The sequence below is a fragment of the Vibrio gazogenes genome (assembly GCF_023920225.1).
GTDB classification, from domain to species: Bacteria; Pseudomonadota; Gammaproteobacteria; order Enterobacterales; family Vibrionaceae; genus Vibrio; species Vibrio gazogenes.
This window is the reverse complement of record NZ_CP092588.1, coordinates 923,588-944,344: the sequence shown is the minus strand read 5'-3', so window position 1 is coordinate 944,344 and position 20,757 is coordinate 923,588. Positions and strand designations below refer to the sequence as shown.

The following is a 20,757-nucleotide window of genomic DNA, read 5'->3' as shown; positions in this document are numbered from 1 at the left end:
GTATCATGCACCATTGACCCAATTGTAGTTACTCATGATTATACCCACTAAAAATATTTCTTCTTCAAATGTATCTTGCTCAAACTGCGAAGCATGCTGTTGCCGTCTTGAAGTGATGATCATATCAGACACGGGTGTGCCGGAACGATTTATCGAACGTGACCAATATGGCGGTGAGACCATGATGCGACTTGATGACGGTTGGTGTGCTGCTTTAGATCGAGAAACTTTAATGTGCTCGATTTATGAAAACCGACCTTGGATATGTCGCGAGTTCGCAATGGGTTCTGACGAATGTATCGATGAGCGAGTGAAGTTCCTGTAAAGCGGTATTCCCAACAATACCCATTCCTAACAATACTATAGGGCACCTCCATCTAGGAGGTCTGGTTTTATTTACTTCTATATTCGTGAACGGCACCGCGCTATAAAAAGCATTTCAGCGGCCAAGCCGTCGCCCATAAAATAAATTTAAAGGAAATATCACTGATGATGACTTGTTATGTCAGGTATGTCATCGATCCTAAAAAGTTAAAGAATTCGAAGAATACGCGAGAATGTGGAGAGAACGATAAATAAGATTGGAATCGAATTCAATTTTAAATGTGCATATTGCAGAAAATATATATTTGAATCAGTTGGTTCTTATAAATAATGGCAAATAGACTATATTGAACCTTATTCAAAAAATTAGGGTGGTTTATATGATAATTGTATTCTAAAATTGGTAATTTTGTAAAGAGAACTTTGAATTCAATGAATTTATTATAAAATTAGAATTATAAAGAAATTAATTAATCGAAGTGATGTGTGATTGTCTCAAAGAGAAAAGAGCGGGAATGCAATCTAAAATAGAAAGTTATAAGGCAAATTTGGGCAAGTATAACTAACGGGTTATTCATGTAACTAATTGAAAAATAATTATTTGTTGTGTGTGTTACACGATTTGGTCTACGGTTTTAGCCAGTTAATATGGGCATAACACGACTTTTACGTTAAGTTAATGACAGGTATGCTGGTTTTTTAAAATTTAACAATAACAGGGTTGGATAATAATTTATCCTCAAGGGTTGATTATTTAAATTGAATGGTTTTGTTATTTTTTTTCATAACTGCATTATTAAATTAATTTTTATTTTGAGCGCGTTCAACTTTGAGATAAATTGCATTGTCTATTCGGGGGTGTAGCTTCTAAAATATTTATCACTTAACTCTTTTTAATAATAAAAGCAGTGTGTTAAGTCAAACAGAAACTTGCTTGCAAGAACATGAGTTGTACTTAAAAAACAGATTGTACTTAAAAACAAACTGTACTTAACGGCCCAACCTTTGTAAGTCGTATTGGTTGAGAGGTAAAACTGGAGAATAAAAATGGCCATAGTGAAAACGACGACCACTCGTGCAAAAAAATTTTTGACTATTCTGACCGTAACTGCGGGCGTTTTGTCGGCAACTGCCAGTGAGGCAAAAACCCTCACCTCAAACGAAACCGGCACCCAAAATGGTTACTACTATTCATTCTGGACTGATGCACCAGGTACCGTTTCTATGACATTGGGAGATGGCGGAAATTACAGCTCACAATGGCACAACACCGGCAACTGGGTTGGCGGTAAAGGTTGGAACCCGGGCGGCCGACGCGCCGTGAAATATTCAGGTACTTTTAACCCTTCCGGCAACGGCTACCTAGCGCTGTACGGCTGGACAACCAATCCGCTGGTTGAGTATTACATCGTTGATAACTGGGGCAGCTATCGACCCGGTACAAACGGGACCTATTACGGCACCGTGAATACTGACGGCGGCACCTACGATATCTATCGCACCCTGCGGGTAGACAAGCCCTCGATTGAAGGGGACAGATCCACATTCTATCAATACTGGAGTGTGCGTCAGCAAAAACGCACGGGTGGGACGATTACCACTGGCAATCACTTTGATGCTTGGGCCAGCAAAGGCTTAAACCTCGGAAAATTCAATTATATGGTGATGGCGACCGAAGGTTATCAAAGCAGTGGTAGCTCGAACATCACGCTGGGCAGCACTGGCGGCGGTGATAATGGCGGCGGTGATGTCGGCTCGAGCAGTACCGATATTGTGGTCCGCGCAATGGGCATCAGTGGCCAAGAGCACATTAACCTACTGATTAGCGGCACTGCGGTCGCTAGCTGGAATCTAAGCAACAGTTATCAAGAGTACACTTATAAGGGGAAAGCTGCTGGGGATATACAAGTTCAGTATGACAATGATACCAATGGCCGTGATGTCGTCTTAGACTGGGTCTATGTCAACGGTGAAACCCGACAAGCTGAAGATATGGAATACAACACCTCTACTTATGACAATGGTAAGTGCGGTGGTGGCTCATACTCTGAAAACATGGACTGTAATGGTGTTATTGGCTTTGGTAATACCGACGATTGCTTTAGCGGCAACTGCTCTGGCAACGGTGGTAACGGAGGCAATAACAACACGTGCAAGGGTTATGTCGGTATCACTTTCGATGACGGCCCTACCAGCAATACTGGGACACTCGTCAACCTTCTGAAACAAAATAACCTTAAACCGGTAACATGGTTTGCTTGGGGGCAGCGCGTCAGTAACAACTCGTGGCGGATATCCCAAATGAAAGAGGTGGGTGAAGTTCAAAACCACAGCTATACCCATCCTCACATGTCGAATTACAGCTATCAACAAATCATCAATGAGCTAAGCCGAACCAGTCAGGCGATCCAAAATGCCGGGGCGCCAGCACCGACTTTGTATCGTCCGCCATATGGTGAAGTGAACTCAACGATTCAGCAGGCAGCACAAAATCTTGGTATGCACGTAGTCACTTGGGATGTAGATTCCAAAGACTGGAACAACGCGAGCACCAGCGCTATTGTGAATGCAGCGAATCGACTGCAAAACGGGCAGATCATTTTAATGCACGATGGCTACAGCAACACTAACAACGCCGTTGCACAAATTGCCCGTAATTTGAGAGCGAAGGGGTTATGCCCCGGACGGATTGATCGATACAGTGGTAAAGCAGTCGCGCCATAGGCAGTGTGGGCGAAACATTTTTCGCCCACAAGTACCGATCATAAAAGTACCAACTATATTCACGAGGGAGAGCGACAGTTAGATAGTCCCCCATTTCTGACTTACTCCCACTTTAAGGCCGTAGATATCCGTCTGCGGCCTTGTCTGTTCTTCGTGACAAAAAATGGTGAAGTTAACCCATTCATCAGTCAAAGTAACTTCTTTATGTTTCTCAAACAGCGAGAAGCTTTAGCAACAAGCTTTAGCAACAAAAAAACTGAAATAAGAAAGCCAAGGAAAGACATACCTCACCAATTGAGTAATCGTGGTCATACCGATCTACATTTCGTTGTCACATCTACGCCACCAAGTCATGGTGATCGTGTTGAAAAACCAGCATAACGAGAAAACGCTAGTCTAGAGCTGTGTACCACCATCAGTCGTCTAAGCGTTAAGTGCTGAAGAGAAAAGGTCAGTATGGCAATAGCTTGTCGGTAGATAAGTATTGATGACGATCTCGACTTATGTGTTGATGCCAGAAAAGATGCATACTTTTGTCGCTTCGGACATTATGATGGATTCGATGACTTCATCAGAGGTTATTGCGAGAGAGTTGGCGAACGATTGGTGACAGTGGGATGGTGCTACATCCACATATTTTTTAGCTCAGCTACCAAAAAGGATTCACTGATGAATGTGGATAAAGCGAAAAAACGCATACTGAAACGCGTACAAAGGGGGTTCAACGGTTATCCGCAAATCTCCGTAGAGTATTTCGGTAAAACGGCAGATATGGCGACGGAAGTTGCGATCACCTTTTTATCTGAAGAGAATGGCGAACCTCAAATACAACGATTCACGAGTGATAAAGACGTCAGAGAAGACGAAGCGATTCAATCGGTGTTGTTAAAAATCATTGAGCGTGCGGGAGCGAACACCGTATTAGAAAATCGAGTCATATCGATTTGTTAAAGGTTCGCGGTTATGTTCCGTTTTTCTGTTATTTCAACATTGGGAACTAAACATACAAACGAGAGCATGGTGCCAGTCGTGACATGTAATCCGACACATAGTCGTCAAATTCAATCATAAAACGATTCAGGGCTTGCTGCCTATTTCTTGGTAAGGCGAGACATTCAAGGCCGTAGATATGTATCCGCGGCTTTTTCTTTTTTGCAGCCTCAATCACACAGTCGGTGTGAGTGACAGCATGAACGATGCATCGGTGTGAAGTGCCTCGGGAAAAGCAGCGATATGGATTTTAATCTGTTGCATTGAAGGGGTAGATTGCTTCGGGGTTATTAGGGTTATTTTAATGTGCTTATTTATCCTCGGGGGGTTATAATAACTCCGTGTTAAAAAATAGGAGATTCAGTGAAAAGTGCAGACTTAATTAATCTCTTGAAAAAGAACGGGTGGGAGTTAGTCAGTGTCAGAGGAAGTCATCACAAGTTCCGACATCTAGCTCATGATGATCCGATCATTGTTCCACATCCCAAAAAAGATTTAAAAATTGGGTTGGTCAACAAAATAAAGAGACAGGCGGGGCTGTAAATCCTCTTGGTTGCACTTATCACTGATAACCGAAAGTAGGATACGTAGGAGCGAACATTATGTTATATCCCATTGCAATTGATACCGGCGATAAGGAACATGCTTACGGCGTGACGTTTCCCGATTTACCCGGATGTTTCTCAGCCGGAGATACCTTGGATGAAGCATTGTTAAACGCAAAAGACGCTGCTGAGTTTTATTTAGAAGATTTGGCTGAACACGGTAAATTACCACCGAAAGCTGGTGATCTTTCGACGTGGCAAAAAGACCCGGAATATCTCGGGTGGGCTTGGGCTGTTGTTGATATTGATGTTGAGCCGTTTTTGGGGAAATCCATTAAGATTAATGCAACGCTCCCGACCCTTTACCTGAAAAAGATCGATGATTTGGTCAAGGTACATCCAGAGTACAAAAACCGTTCACATTTCTTACAAATTGCTGCTACGCATGAGTTCGAAAAGCTGGCCGGGTGACTTATCCGCATATTTGAGTAGAGCGCCGATTGGCGCTTTAATTATGTTCACTATCAAATTAAAGACCCAGCAGTCAATTCTATTTGTGACTATCAAGTCGATCACTTTCGCAGAATCATACTGATATCATAAAAATCCTAGTGCGATGAGAGGTTTTCTAGAAATTTTCTGTAATTGACTCAATTATGTGCATAATGATGAGGTGATTATGTGATATGTCTTTTAGGGGGACGGCAAGTTATATAGTCGTTGGTTGTTTGATAACTATTAGAAATAGGGTGTTGAAAATGAGACAAGAGTTTAACATCGTCATGGTTAATTCTGTGACAACCTTGCTCGGGGTTATTTTGGGTGCAGTTATTACTTGGTATCTCACTAGTAGTTCAAGTAAGGACCTTTGGTTATTGGGAAATATAAATAAACAACAAAATGAAATAGTTCAGAAAAGGCTAGAGCTTATTGAGCAGGCATCTATACTACTGAATTCAACTCAAACAATAGAAGATATCAATCGGTATTTGTTAGCTCAGGCACAATTTGCGACTGAAGCAAGTAAGTGTGCAATCGAGCCTGAGAAGTATGAAATGACATTAATTCAATGTAAGCAGTTAATGGACATAGATGAAGCATTCAAGCAAAGTAAGTTGAAAACCGATATGACAGCAAAATTCGGTTGGTTAGTCCAAATGTCTGGTATTTATTTTGGCCCTAAAACAAGTCAATATGCTGCTAATTTGTCAAAGTTACCTAAGTGGTGGGAGGCTGACATTACCTTATTTAAAGGTTTTATAGATACAATGAAAGAAGAGATGTACTACTTTAAGATGGAGTCTTAATCCCAACAAGATGAAAATATTGATAAAATATATGTCACGAAATTTGACTCGAAAAAGTAGTAACATGTGTTTTGAAATTGTTATCTGTGTTAGGAATTCGAACTACGATATATTAGGCAAGTGTTAGTATAAATTAAAGAGAGTGTATGGATATTAGAATACAGGCGGTAATTATTTTCTCACTAATGCCAATATTATTAATTATAATAAAAGATTTTATGCTCCCTAAATTAAGATCAAATAAAGAAGATAAGAAACAAAAAATAGAAGTGTACAAAAAATATGCTGAACCATTGGGGAAATCAGCTGAAAGTATATTTTGGCGGTTTAATGAGATTTTCTCTAACGATACAAAGGCTAAGTTTTTGGAACGCGGAAAAATTATTACTGACTTCGATAACTATAAATATATTAGTACTCTATATCGTTTAGGGAGTCTTCTAGGTTGGATAACCGCAATTAAAAAGGAATAATCATATATTAGAGCAAGTAATGACGGTGATAGTAAAAAACTCTTAGAAGCTCTTCATCGACTAGAAAAATCACTTGCGGATGGACCTCATACTGAAGAAAAACGAGCAAAGTGTTTGTGTGAAATTTGGAAGATACAGGTGCCACAAGGTGAATTGATGAGATTGGGTTCTGAAATATCTCGTATTGTCAAGCACGAACTAAAAGTTAATGAAGTTCAGTTAATTAGCGATTTATCGGCAGATCGAAACTTAGAAGTTGCTCGAAAGTGTGCGGATTATTTATGTGGTTCTTTAAAAATAGATAGGATTACCGATGAACAATTAAGAACTAGCCAATTTGATGTGGCAAAGAAATTGTCTATTAGAGAAACATGGATATATCGCGACTGGCAAACTGGTATTGGTGAATTGATGTTGGTCAAGTCTGAATCCCCAAACCGTACCTTTGACGTTATTGGTTATAAAGAATTCGAAACCATATTTGAAAGTGAAGATCCAGAAAAACAAAAGTGGATAACCAGACTTTATAAATTATTTGACAGTGTAGTGGTAAATAATACTGATGCTAATGATATGCGTATTGAGCAACTAAGAAATACGTATAAATCTATAGCCAATCTGTTAATCACAATTGAAAAATCTGAAGTCGATTTAGGTTTATTGGGGACAGAGACAATACGTAAGGCTAAGTCACTCTGTTCTAAAGGATAACCATATATGCTATACCCATTCAACTTGAAGATGCAGGTTTCAAAATCTGAAAATTATCCGTAATCCTGGATACAAGTGTTCCTGCAACTTCTGGTAGCGTTACATCGAAAAACTCTTTGATGGCTGAAGTAAATTCTGGCTCGGAGGGGAAGTAAATATTATTCCTCACATGCTCATTCATCACTTTCCAAAGCCGCTCGATTGGATTTAAATTTGGACTGTAAGGCGGTAAGTAATGAAGCTCTATATTGAGCACTTTTGCCGCATTTTTCACCAGCTCTGACTGATGATAGGCAGCGCCATCAAGAACTAGGTGAACTTTTTGCTCCAAAGGGTAATGCTCCTTTTTGAGCTTCCAGAAGAAGCGAACGATGCTCTCGCTGTTTATCGTGTCATACGTTTCTGTCACCGTTGCGCCAATATTTTGAAGGGGTAATGCACCGATAATATTAAGACGAGTTCGACTGCCTGTTGTCTCAATCACTTTGTCTTGGCCTTTTCGTATCCAGCCATAACTGAGTTTTGTTGACTGCGTAAGATGAACGGCATCCATGAACAACACAGGGTCTTCGCTATTTCTTAGCGTCTCGTTATAACATTCGATAAAGGCTTGCTGTATCTCTGGATTAAACTTGTGCGGTACACCTTTCGGCTTCTTATATGAGAAGCCGTGATGATGCAGCCACTTGTTCATTCCAGCAACGGTATAACGGATACCAAACTCAGCTTGTACATAAGCGACAATTTGGTGAGCATGAAAGTACGTATTCTCAGCCAGATGCTCGATAAGTTGCATGGTTTGCCGAGCAGAAAGTCGGTTTTGGCTACCACCATTTTCAGGCTTCAGTTTTTCAGAAAGAACATAATCACTGAGATGATGAGCAACGGTCGATTCGTGAATATGAAGCGCTTGAGAAATCATCGTTTGACTCCAACCTTCAGACGCAAGTAAAACCGCTTTGATGCGGTCACACACTCGACTATCACGAGTTGAATCGTGCATCTGTTCGAGTTGTTGTTTCTGTTGAGGAGTCAGTATTATTTTCCATGGTGCGTAGCATGATCCTGATTTCATCGAAAATCAAGCATCTTCAATGATCACGGGTATATCAATTATTAATTTTCATCTATATTGGTTAGTATCCTGTCCCATTTGCCTTCATCTCTTAGCATCGCATTCAGGTTGCTCACAATAACACAGGTATGGAGACCTTTTCCTTATAACGCCTCACTCGCACCAGCCCCTCAACGTTACAGCATAAAAAATAAAGTGATGTGAAGTGACTCGGGAAAAGCAGCGATATGGATTCAAACTGATGAAAAGCCATAGACTTTTGCGCAGCAGCTCGCCACAGTGTGGGCATTGTTCACTAACCGATTCAAATCATTCAGGTATAAAGACTTCACTCGATCATCTTCCCGAACGTAAACAGCATGAACTTGCGCTGATCGACCGCAAAGTCAAAAGCGCACCGCTGGGTCTGATTGTGCATACTTTGGAAGAGGTCAATGAACAGCTACAAAAAGGTCATTACTTTTTTACCGATAATGGATTGGTTTCCTCTCTTAAACTAGCGACAAATGCTGCCCAGAGGGTTCATCTGAACGTGTCTTGCTCTTTGTTGCGGGTCATTTGCTTAGGATAGCGAAGCGGCATGCCCCGCGCCGCGATCAATACCCGTTCAGATTGAACAAAATTCAACCATGAAAGATCAATAGCCCCTAATAATGTAGGCATTAGCACCCTGTTTGATTAAAAGAGTGCTTATGCAACGTTTTTAGAAATAAGTCCGATACTTATCGACTACATTAAAATGATCATCTACTACATTGATTTCACGCCACTTATCAAATGTTAAGCATGGATGAGACGTGCCAAAACTAATCAAATCGCCAACCTGTAATTCACCTTGAAACACCATGAAGGCGTGTTGATCCATCACATCGGTAATAGACCAGCTTGATGGCACTTTTTTTGGGTGAGCCGCGCCGGGTTTATAGTGCAGATTAGGGATGGGTAAACCTGCATCAAAAGCTGAGTCTCGTTTGCCAAAGCCAATAATTGCCACGCCATCTTCAGGTATTGATTGGACGTATGCCCATAATTCTAAGCACGATTCGAGTTGGCTCGACTGCCCACAGGCAATCTCATTTCTTTTTAATACGTTATTTTGAGCGTCTTTATAAATCCCAACATCATGTGCAACGTAGCAACCTGGTCTAATAATCGGTGCCGTATTAGGTGGTAAGTTGGCGGACTGCATCTCTTCGCAGACTATGTCATACCAAGCTGAACCTGCGCCAGTAAAGATTGGGTTCTTTGTTGTAAGTCGGGACTGAAAAGCGTCAGATTTAAATATATTTGCGGCATATTTAATAAACGCCCTTACATCCTGTTCAGCGTTGGTACTGTGAATCACGCCTTCATAAAACTCTAAACCTGCCAGTTTTATTGATGGACTAATATCAAGCGCATTAAGTAAGTCGTGGACTTGGTCCTGTGTTCTGCATCCGCAACGACCGTGTGAGACACCAAGTTCAATTAAGACATTAAGTTGTTGTCCTTTATCTGAGAAGTATTTGTCGAGCATTTTTAAGTTATCGATAGAATCTATAACACAACAGAATTCGAGGTCATTTTGGGAGATAAGTTGAGAAATTAAATCGAAGTTTGCTTTACCAATTAACTGGTTAGCCATAATAATACGATTTACGCCCGAGTGATAAGCAGCGCTTGCCTGTATAGCGTTTGCGACAGTCATACCCCAAGCTCCCGCATTAATTTGGAGTTTAAATATCTCTGGTGTCATCGATGTTTTGCCGTGAGGTGCGAGGTGAACGTGATAAGTGTCAGCAAATCTTTGCATCCAATTTATATTGTTCAGGAGCTTTGTCTTATCCATGACTAAAGCAGGAAGGCTCACTTCTTCGCGCAGGATATTTGGGTATTGATTGTCTGTTTCTAGACAATATCCTTTCTCTGGTATAACGGAGTTTGTTTGATAGTTTCTAACATTTTGCATTGCCAATTCCTTTCGTTTGCAATTTAGAGTGTTTTAAAGCTGATATTACGACCTTTTTTTACGGTTGTGATAGAAAGTATCACGCAAGGCGTAAAAGTGTGATGGCTGTCATATTAATACAATCAAAAGATGAATAGAGTGTAACCATACAAAGTAGAGGTAATCATGATCACCCATGTTGATATCGTTTCGCAAATTTACAATGCGTTACCACAACTAAGAGATGCGGAAAAAAAAGTTGCTAGAGTCATTACTGAGAATCTGACATTTAGTGCTGAAGCAAGTATTACGGAATTAGCAGAAGTCGCAGAAGTTAGCGAAGCGACCATTACACGTTTCGCAAAATCTGTTGGTTGCCGGAATGTGCGAGATCTAAAGGTTAAGCTGGCGCAGTGCAGCACCTTAGGTCAACGTTTTGTGGATAAGCCAGTTTTGTCTGATACCAGCAACTTATTTTCAGCGATTCATCAAATTCTAAATGTCCATCAGAATTTGATATGTGAAGAAACAATTGAAAACGTCATCACTACGCTTGTGCAAGCAAGACAAATCTTTATTTTTGGTAGTGGTGGTTCTTCGAGTGTTATGGCCTTGGAAGCACAAAACCGCCTGTTTAGACTCGGTTTATCGTGTGTTGTGCACAGTGATAGTTTAATGGGACGAATGGTCGCATCAGTGTTACAACCGACAGATGTTTTGGTTGTCTTCTCTATCACTGGACGAACGCCTGAGGTATTAGATTTGGCATCAATCACAAAACAGTATGGCGGGAAGGTTGTTGCATTTACTAGTGCAGATTCTCCTCTTTCAGAGCTTGCTGATTTTGTCTTTAGAGTCGATACGAGTGAAGGGGATGATATTTTTCGTCCAACAACATCTAGGTATGCATTAATGGTACAACTTGATGTGTTGTCGATGAAGTTAGCTCATTCACGAGAAGAGTTGGTAAGGGAAAACTTGCGGCGTATTAAACTTAACCTTGATATTCATCGAGGTGGTAGTGAGCGCCAACCATTAGGAGATTAGATGGATTTTGAAGTTCTTTTGAGAAACTTCAACATTGTGGATGGTAGTGGTGGAGATATCACGATTCAGGATGTTGGGATTGTTGGAGATAAAATCGTAAAGATTGGCGATCTTTCGTCTTGTCACGCTGATGTTAAAATTGAAGGCAATGGATTATATCTCGCGCCTGGTTTTATCGACGTCCATACTCACGACGATATTAATGTGATTCAGCAGCCAGAGATGCTACCTAAAATCAGTCAAGGGGTGACAACGGTTATTGTCGGTAACTGCGGAATTAGTGCTTCTCCAGTCACGCTAACTTCAGAGCCTCCGGACCCAATGAATTTATTAGGTGAAAGAGATAAGTTTAGTTACGCGACATTTAGTCAGTATGCACAGGCAGTCGAAGCAGCGCAGCCAGCCATAAACGTCGGAGCGCTTGTTGGACATACATCTTTGAGACAAAATCACATGGATAACTTGTATCGACCCGCAACGAACAGTGAAATTCAAGCGATGCGTTCTCAATTACGTGATTCACTTGAGCACGGGGCTCTGGGGCTAAGTACTGGCCTTGCATATGCCTCCGCAAGAGAAGCTCCAACAGAAGAAGTGCTTGAACTGTCCGAAGAGCTTTCTCACTACGATGGTATTTATGTGACGCACTTGCGTACAGAGTTTGAAGGGATATTAGATGCAATGGAAGAAGCCTTTGATATTGGTTGCCATGGTAATGTACCCGTCGTTATCTCTCATCATAAATGTGCAGGCAAAGCGAATTGGGGTAGAACAGAGCAAACATTAAGGTTCATGGATGAAAGAAGCAAAACACAAGATATAGGTTGTGATTGTTATCCATATTCCGCTGGTTCTTCAACCCTAGATTTAGGCCAGGTGACATCTGATTTTGATATTACCATTACATGGTCAGAACCGGAACCAGAGCAGGGGGGCAGAAACCTTGCGGATATCGCTGACATCTGGGGCGTGTCACTCATCGATGCGGCTAAGCGTCTCCAACCTGCTGGGGCTATTTATCACAATATGCTAGAAGAGGATGTCGCTCGAGTTTTAAAATACCCAAAAACGATGATAGGTTCAGACGGATTGCCCAATGACCCGCTACCACATCCTCGTTTATGGGGGACATTTCCTCGAGTTATTGGTCACTACTGCCGAGATGAAAAATTATTTTCTCTGTCTGAAGCAGTTCGAAAAATGACATCGTTGTCTGCACAACGCTTTGGTTTAAAAAATAGAGGATTAATTAAAGAACAATATTATGCTGATTTAGTGATTTTTGATTTTGAGAAAATTATTGATATGGCATCCTTTAATAATCCTAAACAAGTAAGTGCTGGTATTGAATATGTCTTAGTGAATGGGAATATTGTATATCAGGAAAAATCAGTAAATAAAAAACGTTCTGGAAAATTTCTTTACAGAAATAAATAATATTTTTTGAGGTTTTATTATGTCAATTATTAGATTTGGCAGTACTGGTGGTACCGGTACTGGTGGTCAACATTTACCTTTTTCAAGAGCAGTTCAAGCGGGAGGATGGTTATATGTTTCCGGCCAAACTCCAATGAAAGATGGTGAAGTTGTTGAAGGCGGCATTATTGAACAATCACGCTTGGCGATTGAAAATTGTCTTAATATAATGAAAGAAGCGAATTATGGTCTTGAAGATGTTGTACATGTGACCGTGGTATTAACCGACTCAAGATATTTTCAGTCTTTTAATAAGGTGTTTAAAGAAGTATTTGGCGATAATCCACCTGCGAGAATATGCATGGTTGCGGACCTTGTTGTGGATTGTAAGGTTGAAGTCGACGTAACTTGTTATAAAGAATAATTAAATAAATATTTAAGTTACACGGATTTAAAGACAAAGGATGTCTAAATGAGCAGTGTTAAATCTAACATAATAAAAGTTAGCAATAAGCTAAATAAAGTAAACCAGTTTTGTGTCGGCATACTGATATCGCTATTAATTCTAGATGTATGGATTGCAGTGATAGACCGATATCTTTTCCATTGGCAGTTATCTTGGGTAGAAGAACTCGCAAGATACATAATGATATGGGCAATTTTACTTGCCGTTCCATGTTGTACAGCTAAGCGTGAACATATGGGGTTAGAGTTCATTGTGAACAAATTTTCTAGCCAGACTAAAATTGGTTTTCAAATTTTTATGGGTGTACTGCTCACACTTTTCTTTGCCTATTTATCCTATGAGGGAGTCAATTTTGCGCAAAAAGGCAGTGGTCAAGTGTCAAGTGTATTTGCCCTTCCTATGTCATATGCGTACGCTGCAATTCCTATCACGTTTTTCCTAAGTGCCATCCAGTCGTTGTTTGTTGTGCTACAAGACATTTACAAATTGTGCGAACTCAAGACGATGTCAATGCATCCTTACACGGAGAAGCGGCTATGATTGTCGGTATTTTATTCTTTTTCCTACTTTTTTTTGGTGCCCCTGTCGCCTTATCTTTGGGCGTCTCTGGCTTAGTTGGTATGTATGAGATGGGTGGGCTTCATTTTACTGCTATAGCGCCGAGTAAAATTTTTAACGGGTTAAACATCTTCCCATTTTTAGCGATGCCATTTTTCATCCTTGCAGGTGAAATTATGAATCATACAGGCATTACTGGACGCTTAGTGATGCTTGCGGAAGCTCTCGTTGGGCATTTTAGGGGAGGTCTTGCGCACTCTAATATGCTTGCTTCTGTATTTTTTGCTGGCATTACTGGGTCAGCGACAGCTGATGCTGCTGCATTTGGTCGCACGCTGGTGCCTGCGATGGAGAAACAGGGTTACTCACGATCATATGCATGTGCAGTGACTGCTGCTGGTTCTATTATTGGTCCTACGATCCCTCCTTCAGGCCTTATGGTCGTGTATGGCTCCCTGATGGGTGTCTCAATTGGAGGGTTGTTTGCCACAGGAATTTTGCCTGGGATTCTAGTCTGTGTTGTTTGTATGGCTATTATTGCTGCTACAGGTAAGCGCAAAAACTTACCAAAAACAGCAAAGCGAGCAACACTTAATGAGATTCTGTTTCACTTTAGAGGCTCTATATTAGCGCTGTTGATGCCGTTAATTATCCTGGGTGGTATTGTTTTCGGTATTGTGACGCCAACGGAAGCGGCATCAATTGCCGTGGCTTACTCGATGATCGTTGGTCGTGTTATCTATAGAAACTTATCTCTATCATCGTTATTTTCAATGATGATAAAAACAGCTCAGATTTCAGCTGTTATTTACTTAATTATAGGTGCCGCTTCTATTTTAGGTTGGTGGTTGAGTTTTAATCAGATACCACAGCAAATAGCAGAACTGTTTTTAACTGTTTCAAGTAATCATTCTATTATCCTCTTTCTAATTATCACCATGCTATTACTCGTTGGTATGGTTATGGATATTAATGTGATGCTTATTATTTTGGGGCCGATACTAGTACCGATTACACAACAATTAGGTATGGACCCATTACATGCAGGTATTGTGTTTGTATTAGCATTAAACATATCGTTAATGACACCGCCTATTGGCGCTTGTTTATTTGTTTTATCCTCCGTTACGGAAACTAAGTTAGAGAAAATATCAAAAGACCTGATCCCCTTTTTATTAGGTGAGTTGGCTCTATTGTTTATTATCGCTTACTTCCCATCTGTAACATTATTTATCCCGAGGTTACTAGGATACTAACCTCATATTTTGTAAATACTTATCTTTAAATTAGTGCAAAGTAATTAATATTAAATGGAGAATTAATATATGAAAAAGTTTGCAGCAACATTGTTAACAACAACAATACTATCTTGCGCATTTTCCAATGTCGCATTTGCAGAAAAAATACTTCGCTTTGGTCATGATAATAAAGCTGATATATTTGAAAATCCAGCTCATGCTTTTACTGGGGTATTTAAAAGTATTGTTGAAACTGAAACTAACGGTGAAATTAAAGTTCAAGTATATCCTAGCAACCAATTAGGCTCAGCCAAGGAACATATTCAGCTTGTGAGAGATGGTCAACTACAAGCAACACTTTCATCTGTTGGTGCTGTAGCAAGTTATTACCCTCGGATTGGTGTTCTAGATATCCCTTTTGCGTTTGATAGCAATGAAGCAACATATAAAGTTTTCGATGGGAAATTTGGTAAGATATTAGCAAGTGACATCGAATCTGAGCTTGGTGACGTACGCGTCCTAGGCTTTCCGGATACCGGTGGTTTCTTTTCATTCACCAACTCTAAGAAGCAAATTAACAGCCTGCAAGACTTCGACGGATTGCGTATAAGAACGATGACGCTACCAACTCACCAAGCGTTGGTTAAGTCTCTTGGTGCTGAGGCATATCCTCTGTCATGGGGTGAAGTTTATTCCTCGCTTCAAACTGGCGTTATTGACGGTCAAATGAATCCGCTTCCAACAATTTTATTTTCTAAATTCAACGAAGTTCAAAAATATGTGACTTTAACGAACCACTTATTTGCACCTTACACATTTATGATGAACAAGGACTTTTATAACAGTTTAACGGATAAAGAGAAGAAGGTTATTCATGATGCTACACGTATTGCGTTAAGCGCCAACCGTGGCCTATCTCGCTTGATTGAAGCATCAGATGATCGAGGTCTTGCTGGTATTAAGAAAGTTATGGATGTAAAAGCACTATCACCTGAAGCGCGTCAACAGATGAAAGAAGCGACGCAACCTAAAGTCGAAGCTGTTATTAAAGAATCGTTAGGTGAAAAAGGTGTAAAACTGATGAATCTCTTCAAAGAAGAAGTAGATAAAGCAAACAACGACACGGCTTATTTTGAGTAAGTTGGCCCTTGGATGAAAATTATGTTTATCAATTTATATTTTAGTTAATTATAACTTCGCATCATATAGAGCGGATAGTTTACTCGCTTCAAGTTGCTGACGAACCCCACCTTCTTGTGTGGGGTTCTGTTTGATGTGTACCAGCTAAAATAGACATTGAGCTAAATGATTTCTCCATACTTGGAGTGATTCGTTTTCTGCTAATTTAAATCAAAACTCTGACTTGATTTTGTCCATCTTCGAGCCAGCTAGATCTGTGCTGGCTCATTTATGCCCCTAGTTTAAGGGATGTTTACAAAACAATTTAGTGAGAAGTAGTATGAAAGTTTCTTATTCTTGGCAAAGTGATACTGAAGCTAAGTTCAATCGTCGCGCTTACATCGATGCCCGTTGTTCCATGCATTACGAAATCACCGAAGAAGAACTGGTGTATCTGCAAGGGGAAGTGGAGAAGCTGAAAAGGCTGGTGGAACGGGTTTGTCTGACGCGGCTTGAGGGGTGATTCCACTTATGCAGCACGCATCGAAAATGATGTGTCCCCCCATATCTTCCTTTTTATCCCCTTATTTTCATCCGCTAGCCAGATTGTTTTTTATAGTCGATTTCCCATTTACCGTAGGCATTACCGTGACTCTTTGCTATAAATATATGCAATGAATTGATAAATGTTTATACCCACATTTCGTATGCGAAAGAGCGGTAGCGTGGAAAAATGTCATGTTACACCATGAGGTGTGAAAGCGGACTCTTTACACCACCCAATAAAGATACGTTTTAATGGTTTTTCACGCGTAGTGACGAGCCTGCATCAACTCTTTTAAACTCGTGAGAAACAGGGATTTCATTAATAACTTCAGTACTGTTTTTATGTACAGTTTTTATCAAGTCACAATGTGGATAAATTAGATAGAACAAGTCAGCATTTCGCGATAGATGTTGAAAAATATCCGACTTTTTTACTATTTGATGGTGAGTTGTGAGATTCAGTTTAGAAAAAGAATTAAGTTATACGGAAGTATTCTTATAGAGTGGTTCTGTATAAGAAATGTTAAATTTTTAAGAGGTTTAAGTGAATTATTTATCAGAGTTTAGAAAGAAAAAAGGACTAGATAAGAAATTAGATTTATCCAATATACAAGTCGCCTTAGAGTGTGCAGCAGAAGCTAATAAGATTTCATATGACTATATTGCGTATATTGATAACAAAACAGAAAAAGATAGTTTTATTGTTCATACTCATCTTAATTTGATTGGTAGAATTTATGAACAAGTAGAAGGAATGCTTTGTTGCATTGCAACTCAAAGTTTTACTAGTGCGGAGGCGTTAGGTCGAGTTGTTCAGGAATCATCTATTAATCTTATGTATATGGCTTTAAATGGCGATGAGCGTACGATCACCGCGTATATGGCGAAATGGTATGATGAACATCTTCGGAAGTTAAATGAGTGGAAAAAGGAAGTTGCAACGAAAGACTATTCCGATAAAGTTATCCCACTAATTGATGGACGTATTAGCGCAATTTCACATTATAGTGAATATATTGAATTAGCTAAAAATCATTTTTCGGTAGTTCCTAGTGAATATAATGAGCTATGGTTTAATTCGTTATTTAAGCGCTTTGAAAAACTCGGTAAAACGGTTGAATATTTTTCAATTTACCATCGTTTAAGTGGATCAAGCCATATGACTGCAGAAGATACAATTCTATTTATGATGATGCTTCAATACCCATTGGAAGCTCGTCAACTGGTAGCTTTTGAGGCTTGCTCTTATTCCATCATGATGTCTCGAGTAGTTACGAGTACTTTTATTGAAGCTATGACTTGTTGCTGTATTCGTCATAATATGCTCGATGAGGAAAATCTTAATAAATTTAAAAAATTAATGTCTAGGCTCGGTAAAGCCACGGAAGAAATATCTAAAGATGCTGGTATACCAAGTGCTAATGATAACGAAAATAAAGAACGTATTGAAGAGCTACAACATAGATTAGGGATTTATCTGAGGAAATGAGACTGTTCATTATTCTGTGTCACGCCTATTTTTATAAATCCAGGTATGGGGTGAGTCGGCCTTCAAAGTGGATACTGAGCTGAGACAGCGTCAGGTTCCAGTTTTGCACCGGATGCGTCCATTTTTCACTGGCTTTCAACATACCTGCATACAAATGCCTCAAGAGGGACTATCAACGCGTGGCGTTTCCAGTCCCATTGAGCCGAAGTGGCTATGGCTGTTGTATTTGAGGTTAGTGGTAATGCGTTGCCAGCCCCTTAGGCAGGCATTAGGTTTATGGTGAAAATATTATGGTAGATGAAAGACAAATAAATTTTACAGATAAAAGTGTATCAGAGCAGATGGTTTGGTGGTCATACTCTATGAGAGGCTTTTTATTCTTTTGCTTAGTTATGATATTGATTGGTCTGTCACCAATAAAATATTATCTATATTCAGTAGACCCAATTGTATCGAAAACTATTACTTGGACGATAGTTTGTATAGCATTTGGTGCAATTTCAGTACTTTATAAAATAAATAAAATTAAGCCAGTATTTTTACGTTCCAACAATAGAATAAATACAAAATCTTGGTGTTTATATAATGGTGTTTTATCTGTTCTATTCTTGATTTTTGCCTTTGCTACCCATATGGCGTCATTTTTATCTATAGAAGCTTGGGTTTATACAAAGCTATTTTTTGGCTTCTCACAGTACATCATTATTATCGGAGTTGGTGTTTGGGCTGCATCTACATCTAAGTAAATACAAACCAACTATGGCGCGTGGCGGTTTAGATAGAGGGAGTCCATATCATTCGTTAGCTGCTATCGAATCCACATGTCCGTTTAACTGTACAGCTAGTTTTTTTGGGATTATACTTGTCCTGTTAATTGTACATGTGGAGGTTTTATGAAAATTGTATCTTTTACGGAAGCGAGAAATAGTTTAAAAGCTGTTCTCGATGGTGTCGTGAATGATGCTGATACAACAGTAATCACTCGCCGTGATGCAGAGGATGCAGTAGTCATGTCCTTGGATTACTACAATAGCTTGATGGAAACCGTTCATTTACTTCGTTCTCCAGAAAACGCAGAGCATCTAAATCGTTCAATTGCTCAATATCGTGCAGGTCAAACAACAGCTCGAGATTTAATGGATGAGTAGTAGCCAGCGATTGCTTTCATGGACTGATGAATCTTGGAATGATTATTTATATTGGCGAACACAAGATAAAAAGACATTAAAGCGTATAAATAAATTAATTAATGATGTAAAACGTTCACCATTTGAAGGTATCGGAAAGCCCGAGCCATTAAAAGAAAATCTAGCCGGCTTTTGGTCACGCCGTATTGACGATACTAATCGGTTAGTTTATGCGGTTGATGACCAAGCTATCACAATTATTTCATGTCGTTATCATTACTAATGAGCTTTTGGTGAAGGGCAGCGAACAAATTGAAGTAATTGATAAAAATACCTGTCACGAATTTGGGTTTCCAAAATGTAGCGCCAGATATTTTTGCAACTGTTCTCAGCGTTATGTTCTTCCCAGAATGAGGAGGTAATTATGGCAGTTTTAGACATTCTCACGGTGCCGGATCCAAGGCTTAAAATCAAAGCGGAAAAGGTGCAAGATGTTTCGTTGATACAGACGTTAATCGACGATATGTTAGAAACCTTGTATGCCACCGACAATGGTATCGGCTTGGCTTCAACTCAAGTTGGTCGCAAAGAAGCGGTTGTCATTATCGATCTTTCAGAAAACCGAGACAAACCATTGATTTTGGTTAACCCGGAAGTGGTCAGTGGTTCAGACAAAGCATTCGGTCAAGAAGGGTGTTTGTCCGTCCCTGATTACTACGCAGATGTAGAGCGTTTTACTTCAGTTGTCGTGTCTGCCCTCGATCGTGAAGGAAAGCCCATTAAAATTGAGAGTGATGATTTTCTGGCTATCGTCATGCAGCACGAAATTGATCATTTGTTGGGTAATTTGTTTATTGATTATCTTTCACCACTGAAGCGTCAAATGGCGATAAAAAAGGTTAAAAAGTACGTTAAAGCGCACTCTTAAGCCGTCTATTACAAGGCGTCTCAACCGACCCGCTTCGCCCTAAAAGAGCGTTGGTCACCGGCGGTCGAGCTTGGCGTTATACATGAGGAGATAAGTTGTACAGTGAAAGGTAAAATCAGAAGCGCAGAATCAACAGATGCCAAAGCAATCAAAGAAATATACGAATGTGAGCATACTTATACGGGGACGTTACAACTCCCATACCCTTCGATAGCAACTTGGGAAAAACGCGTTTCAAATGTGCCTGAAAATGTGTATCAGTATGTGGCGCTATTAGATGGTGAGATCGTCGGACATATTGGTTTTGAAATTTGTAAAAACCCTCGCCGTCGGCATGTTGGCAGTTTCGGTATGGGTGTTAAAGATCATGTGCAAGGCAGAGGTGTGGGTAGTCAGTTGTTGACAACAGTCGTAGAGCTTTCAGACAAATGGTTAAACCTAAGACGTTTAGAAGTTGAAGTTTATGCTGATAATGAGCGAGCGATTAACCTTTACAAAAAATTTGGCTTTCAAATTGAAGGGGAATCAGTGGATTATGCCTTTAGAAATGGTAAATATGTGAATGTCTATCATATGGCGCGAGTCGTAAAAAATGTATAACAAGCATCGCCACGCGTGGGATTTTTAAGTCGCTGAATAGACTATTTCTGACTCACTGTTACATTCAAGGCCGCAGACATTCGTCTGCGGCTTTTTCTTTTTTTTGACGTCTCAATCGCATCGTCGGTGTGACAGATAGCATGAACG

The 20,757-nt window shown here is 39.9% G+C and carries 23 protein-coding genes and 2 pseudogenes; 22 read left to right on the top strand and 3 right to left on the bottom strand.

What is annotated here, in order from left to right; all coding sequences use genetic code 11:
- Nucleotides 1-34 precede the first annotated feature (34 nt).
- The 8 genes from MKS89_RS19855 (at nt 35) to MKS89_RS19815 (ending at nt 7,074) form a co-directional block, all read left to right on the top strand.
- Complete coding sequence (locus MKS89_RS19855; RefSeq protein ID WP_072955382.1) at nt 35-325, top strand: YkgJ family cysteine cluster protein; 291 nt, start codon at nt 35-37, stop codon at nt 323-325.
- Nucleotides 326-1,371: 1,046 nt separating this feature from the next.
- A complete protein-coding gene (locus MKS89_RS20920) occupies nt 1,372-3,048 on the top strand; it encodes a glycoside hydrolase family 11 protein (protein ID WP_077316466.1) in 1,677 nt (558 codons plus the stop codon).
- Nucleotides 3,049-3,717: 669 nt separating this feature from the next.
- A complete protein-coding gene (locus MKS89_RS19840) occupies nt 3,718-3,999 on the top strand; it encodes a hypothetical protein (RefSeq protein ID WP_205409164.1) in 282 nt (93 codons plus the stop codon).
- A 402-nt stretch (nt 4,000-4,401) separates the two neighbouring features.
- Nucleotides 4,402-4,581, top strand: coding sequence for a type II toxin-antitoxin system HicA family toxin (locus tag MKS89_RS19835; RefSeq protein WP_072955385.1), 180 nt, complete (start codon nt 4,402-4,404; stop codon nt 4,579-4,581).
- A 59-nt stretch (nt 4,582-4,640) separates the two neighbouring features.
- Complete coding sequence (locus MKS89_RS19830) at nt 4,641-5,054, top strand: type II toxin-antitoxin system HicB family antitoxin (protein ID WP_021021012.1); 414 nt, start codon at nt 4,641-4,643, stop codon at nt 5,052-5,054.
- A gap of 287 nt (nt 5,055-5,341) precedes the next feature.
- Entirely contained in the window at nt 5,342-5,890 is a 549-nt protein-coding gene (locus MKS89_RS19825) for a hypothetical protein (RefSeq protein ID WP_072955735.1), read from the top strand.
- 146 nt (nt 5,891-6,036) lie between these two features.
- On the top strand, nt 6,037-6,363 hold the full coding sequence (locus MKS89_RS19820) for a hypothetical protein (RefSeq protein WP_072955387.1): 327 nt from the start codon (nt 6,037-6,039) through the stop codon (nt 6,361-6,363).
- 138 nt (nt 6,364-6,501) lie between these two features.
- The gene (locus MKS89_RS19815) at nt 6,502-7,074 is read left to right on the top strand and encodes a hypothetical protein (protein WP_131814860.1); all 573 of its coding nucleotides are present in this window, start codon (nt 6,502-6,504) and stop codon (nt 7,072-7,074) included.
- 19 nt (nt 7,075-7,093) lie between these two features.
- Here MKS89_RS19815 and MKS89_RS19810 read toward each other — a convergent pair.
- Nucleotides 7,094-8,135, bottom strand: a pseudogene (locus MKS89_RS19810) (IS630 family transposase).
- 255 nt (nt 8,136-8,390) lie between these two features.
- On the opposite strand from MKS89_RS19810, the gene MKS89_RS19805 reads away from it, so the two are divergent.
- Complete coding sequence (locus MKS89_RS19805) at nt 8,391-8,720, top strand: hypothetical protein (protein WP_072955392.1); 330 nt, start codon at nt 8,391-8,393, stop codon at nt 8,718-8,720.
- Nucleotides 8,721-8,852: 132 nt separating this feature from the next.
- Here the strand turns inward: MKS89_RS19805 and MKS89_RS19800 are convergent, their stop codons facing one another.
- Nucleotides 8,853-10,097, bottom strand: a complete 1,245-nt coding sequence (locus tag MKS89_RS19800) for an amino acid deaminase (RefSeq protein ID WP_072955393.1) — start codon at nt 10,095-10,097, stop codon at nt 8,853-8,855.
- 165 nt (nt 10,098-10,262) lie between these two features.
- Here MKS89_RS19800 and MKS89_RS19795 point away from each other — a divergent pair, with 165 nt between their 5' ends.
- From MKS89_RS19795 to MKS89_RS19760, 8 genes are all read left to right on the top strand, one after another.
- Nucleotides 10,263-11,123 carry a MurR/RpiR family transcriptional regulator gene (locus MKS89_RS19795; RefSeq protein WP_021021009.1) on the top strand — a complete coding sequence of 287 codons (861 nt, stop codon included), beginning with the start codon at nt 10,263-10,265 and terminating at the stop codon, nt 11,121-11,123.
- Nucleotides 11,124-12,560, top strand: coding sequence for an N-acyl-D-amino-acid deacylase family protein (locus MKS89_RS19790; protein ID WP_072955394.1), 1,437 nt, complete (start codon nt 11,124-11,126; stop codon nt 12,558-12,560). It begins immediately after the preceding gene.
- 19 nt (nt 12,561-12,579) lie between these two features.
- Nucleotides 12,580-12,963, top strand: a complete 384-nt coding sequence (locus MKS89_RS19785) for a RidA family protein (RefSeq protein ID WP_072955395.1) — start codon at nt 12,580-12,582, stop codon at nt 12,961-12,963.
- 48 nt (nt 12,964-13,011) lie between these two features.
- Nucleotides 13,012-13,545, top strand: a complete 534-nt coding sequence (locus tag MKS89_RS19780; RefSeq protein WP_072955396.1) for a TRAP transporter small permease — start codon at nt 13,012-13,014, stop codon at nt 13,543-13,545.
- Nucleotides 13,542-14,819 (top strand): TRAP transporter large permease, encoded by a 1,278-nt coding sequence (locus MKS89_RS19775; RefSeq protein ID WP_072955397.1) that lies wholly within the window; start codon nt 13,542-13,544, stop codon nt 14,817-14,819. Before MKS89_RS19780 ends, MKS89_RS19775 begins: the two co-directional genes overlap by 4 nt.
- A gap of 69 nt (nt 14,820-14,888) precedes the next feature.
- Entirely contained in the window at nt 14,889-15,941 is a 1,053-nt protein-coding gene (locus MKS89_RS19770) for a TRAP transporter substrate-binding protein (RefSeq protein WP_072955398.1), read from the top strand.
- A gap of 319 nt (nt 15,942-16,260) precedes the next feature.
- A complete protein-coding gene (locus MKS89_RS19765; RefSeq protein ID WP_072955404.1) occupies nt 16,261-16,443 on the top strand; it encodes a hypothetical protein in 183 nt (60 codons plus the stop codon).
- A gap of 567 nt (nt 16,444-17,010) precedes the next feature.
- On the top strand, nt 17,011-17,955 hold the full coding sequence (locus tag MKS89_RS19760; protein ID WP_072955406.1) for a DUF5677 domain-containing protein: 945 nt from the start codon (nt 17,011-17,013) through the stop codon (nt 17,953-17,955).
- A gap of 31 nt (nt 17,956-17,986) precedes the next feature.
- On the opposite strand, the pseudogene MKS89_RS19755 reads toward MKS89_RS19760, so the two are convergent.
- Nucleotides 17,987-18,124, bottom strand: a pseudogene (locus MKS89_RS19755) (IS256 family transposase); the annotation flags it as partial.
- 121 nt (nt 18,125-18,245) lie between these two features.
- Here MKS89_RS19755 and MKS89_RS19750 point away from each other — a divergent pair.
- From MKS89_RS19750 to MKS89_RS19730, 5 genes are all read left to right on the top strand, one after another.
- Nucleotides 18,246-18,701 carry a hypothetical protein gene (locus MKS89_RS19750; protein WP_072955408.1) on the top strand — a complete coding sequence of 152 codons (456 nt, stop codon included), beginning with the start codon at nt 18,246-18,248 and terminating at the stop codon, nt 18,699-18,701.
- Between the two features lie 147 nt (nt 18,702-18,848).
- A complete protein-coding gene (locus MKS89_RS19745; protein ID WP_072955410.1) occupies nt 18,849-19,103 on the top strand; it encodes a type II toxin-antitoxin system Phd/YefM family antitoxin in 255 nt (84 codons plus the stop codon).
- Entirely contained in the window at nt 19,096-19,365 is a 270-nt protein-coding gene (locus tag MKS89_RS19740) for a Txe/YoeB family addiction module toxin (RefSeq protein WP_072955412.1), read from the top strand. Before MKS89_RS19745 ends, MKS89_RS19740 begins: the two co-directional genes overlap by 8 nt.
- A 141-nt stretch (nt 19,366-19,506) precedes the next feature.
- Nucleotides 19,507-20,010 carry a peptide deformylase gene (gene def, locus MKS89_RS19735; protein ID WP_072955414.1) on the top strand — a complete coding sequence of 168 codons (504 nt, stop codon included), beginning with the start codon at nt 19,507-19,509 and terminating at the stop codon, nt 20,008-20,010.
- Between the two features lie 102 nt (nt 20,011-20,112).
- Nucleotides 20,113-20,610, top strand: a complete 498-nt coding sequence (locus MKS89_RS19730) for a GNAT family N-acetyltransferase (protein ID WP_021020996.1) — start codon at nt 20,113-20,115, stop codon at nt 20,608-20,610.
- Nucleotides 20,611-20,757 lie beyond the last annotated feature (147 nt).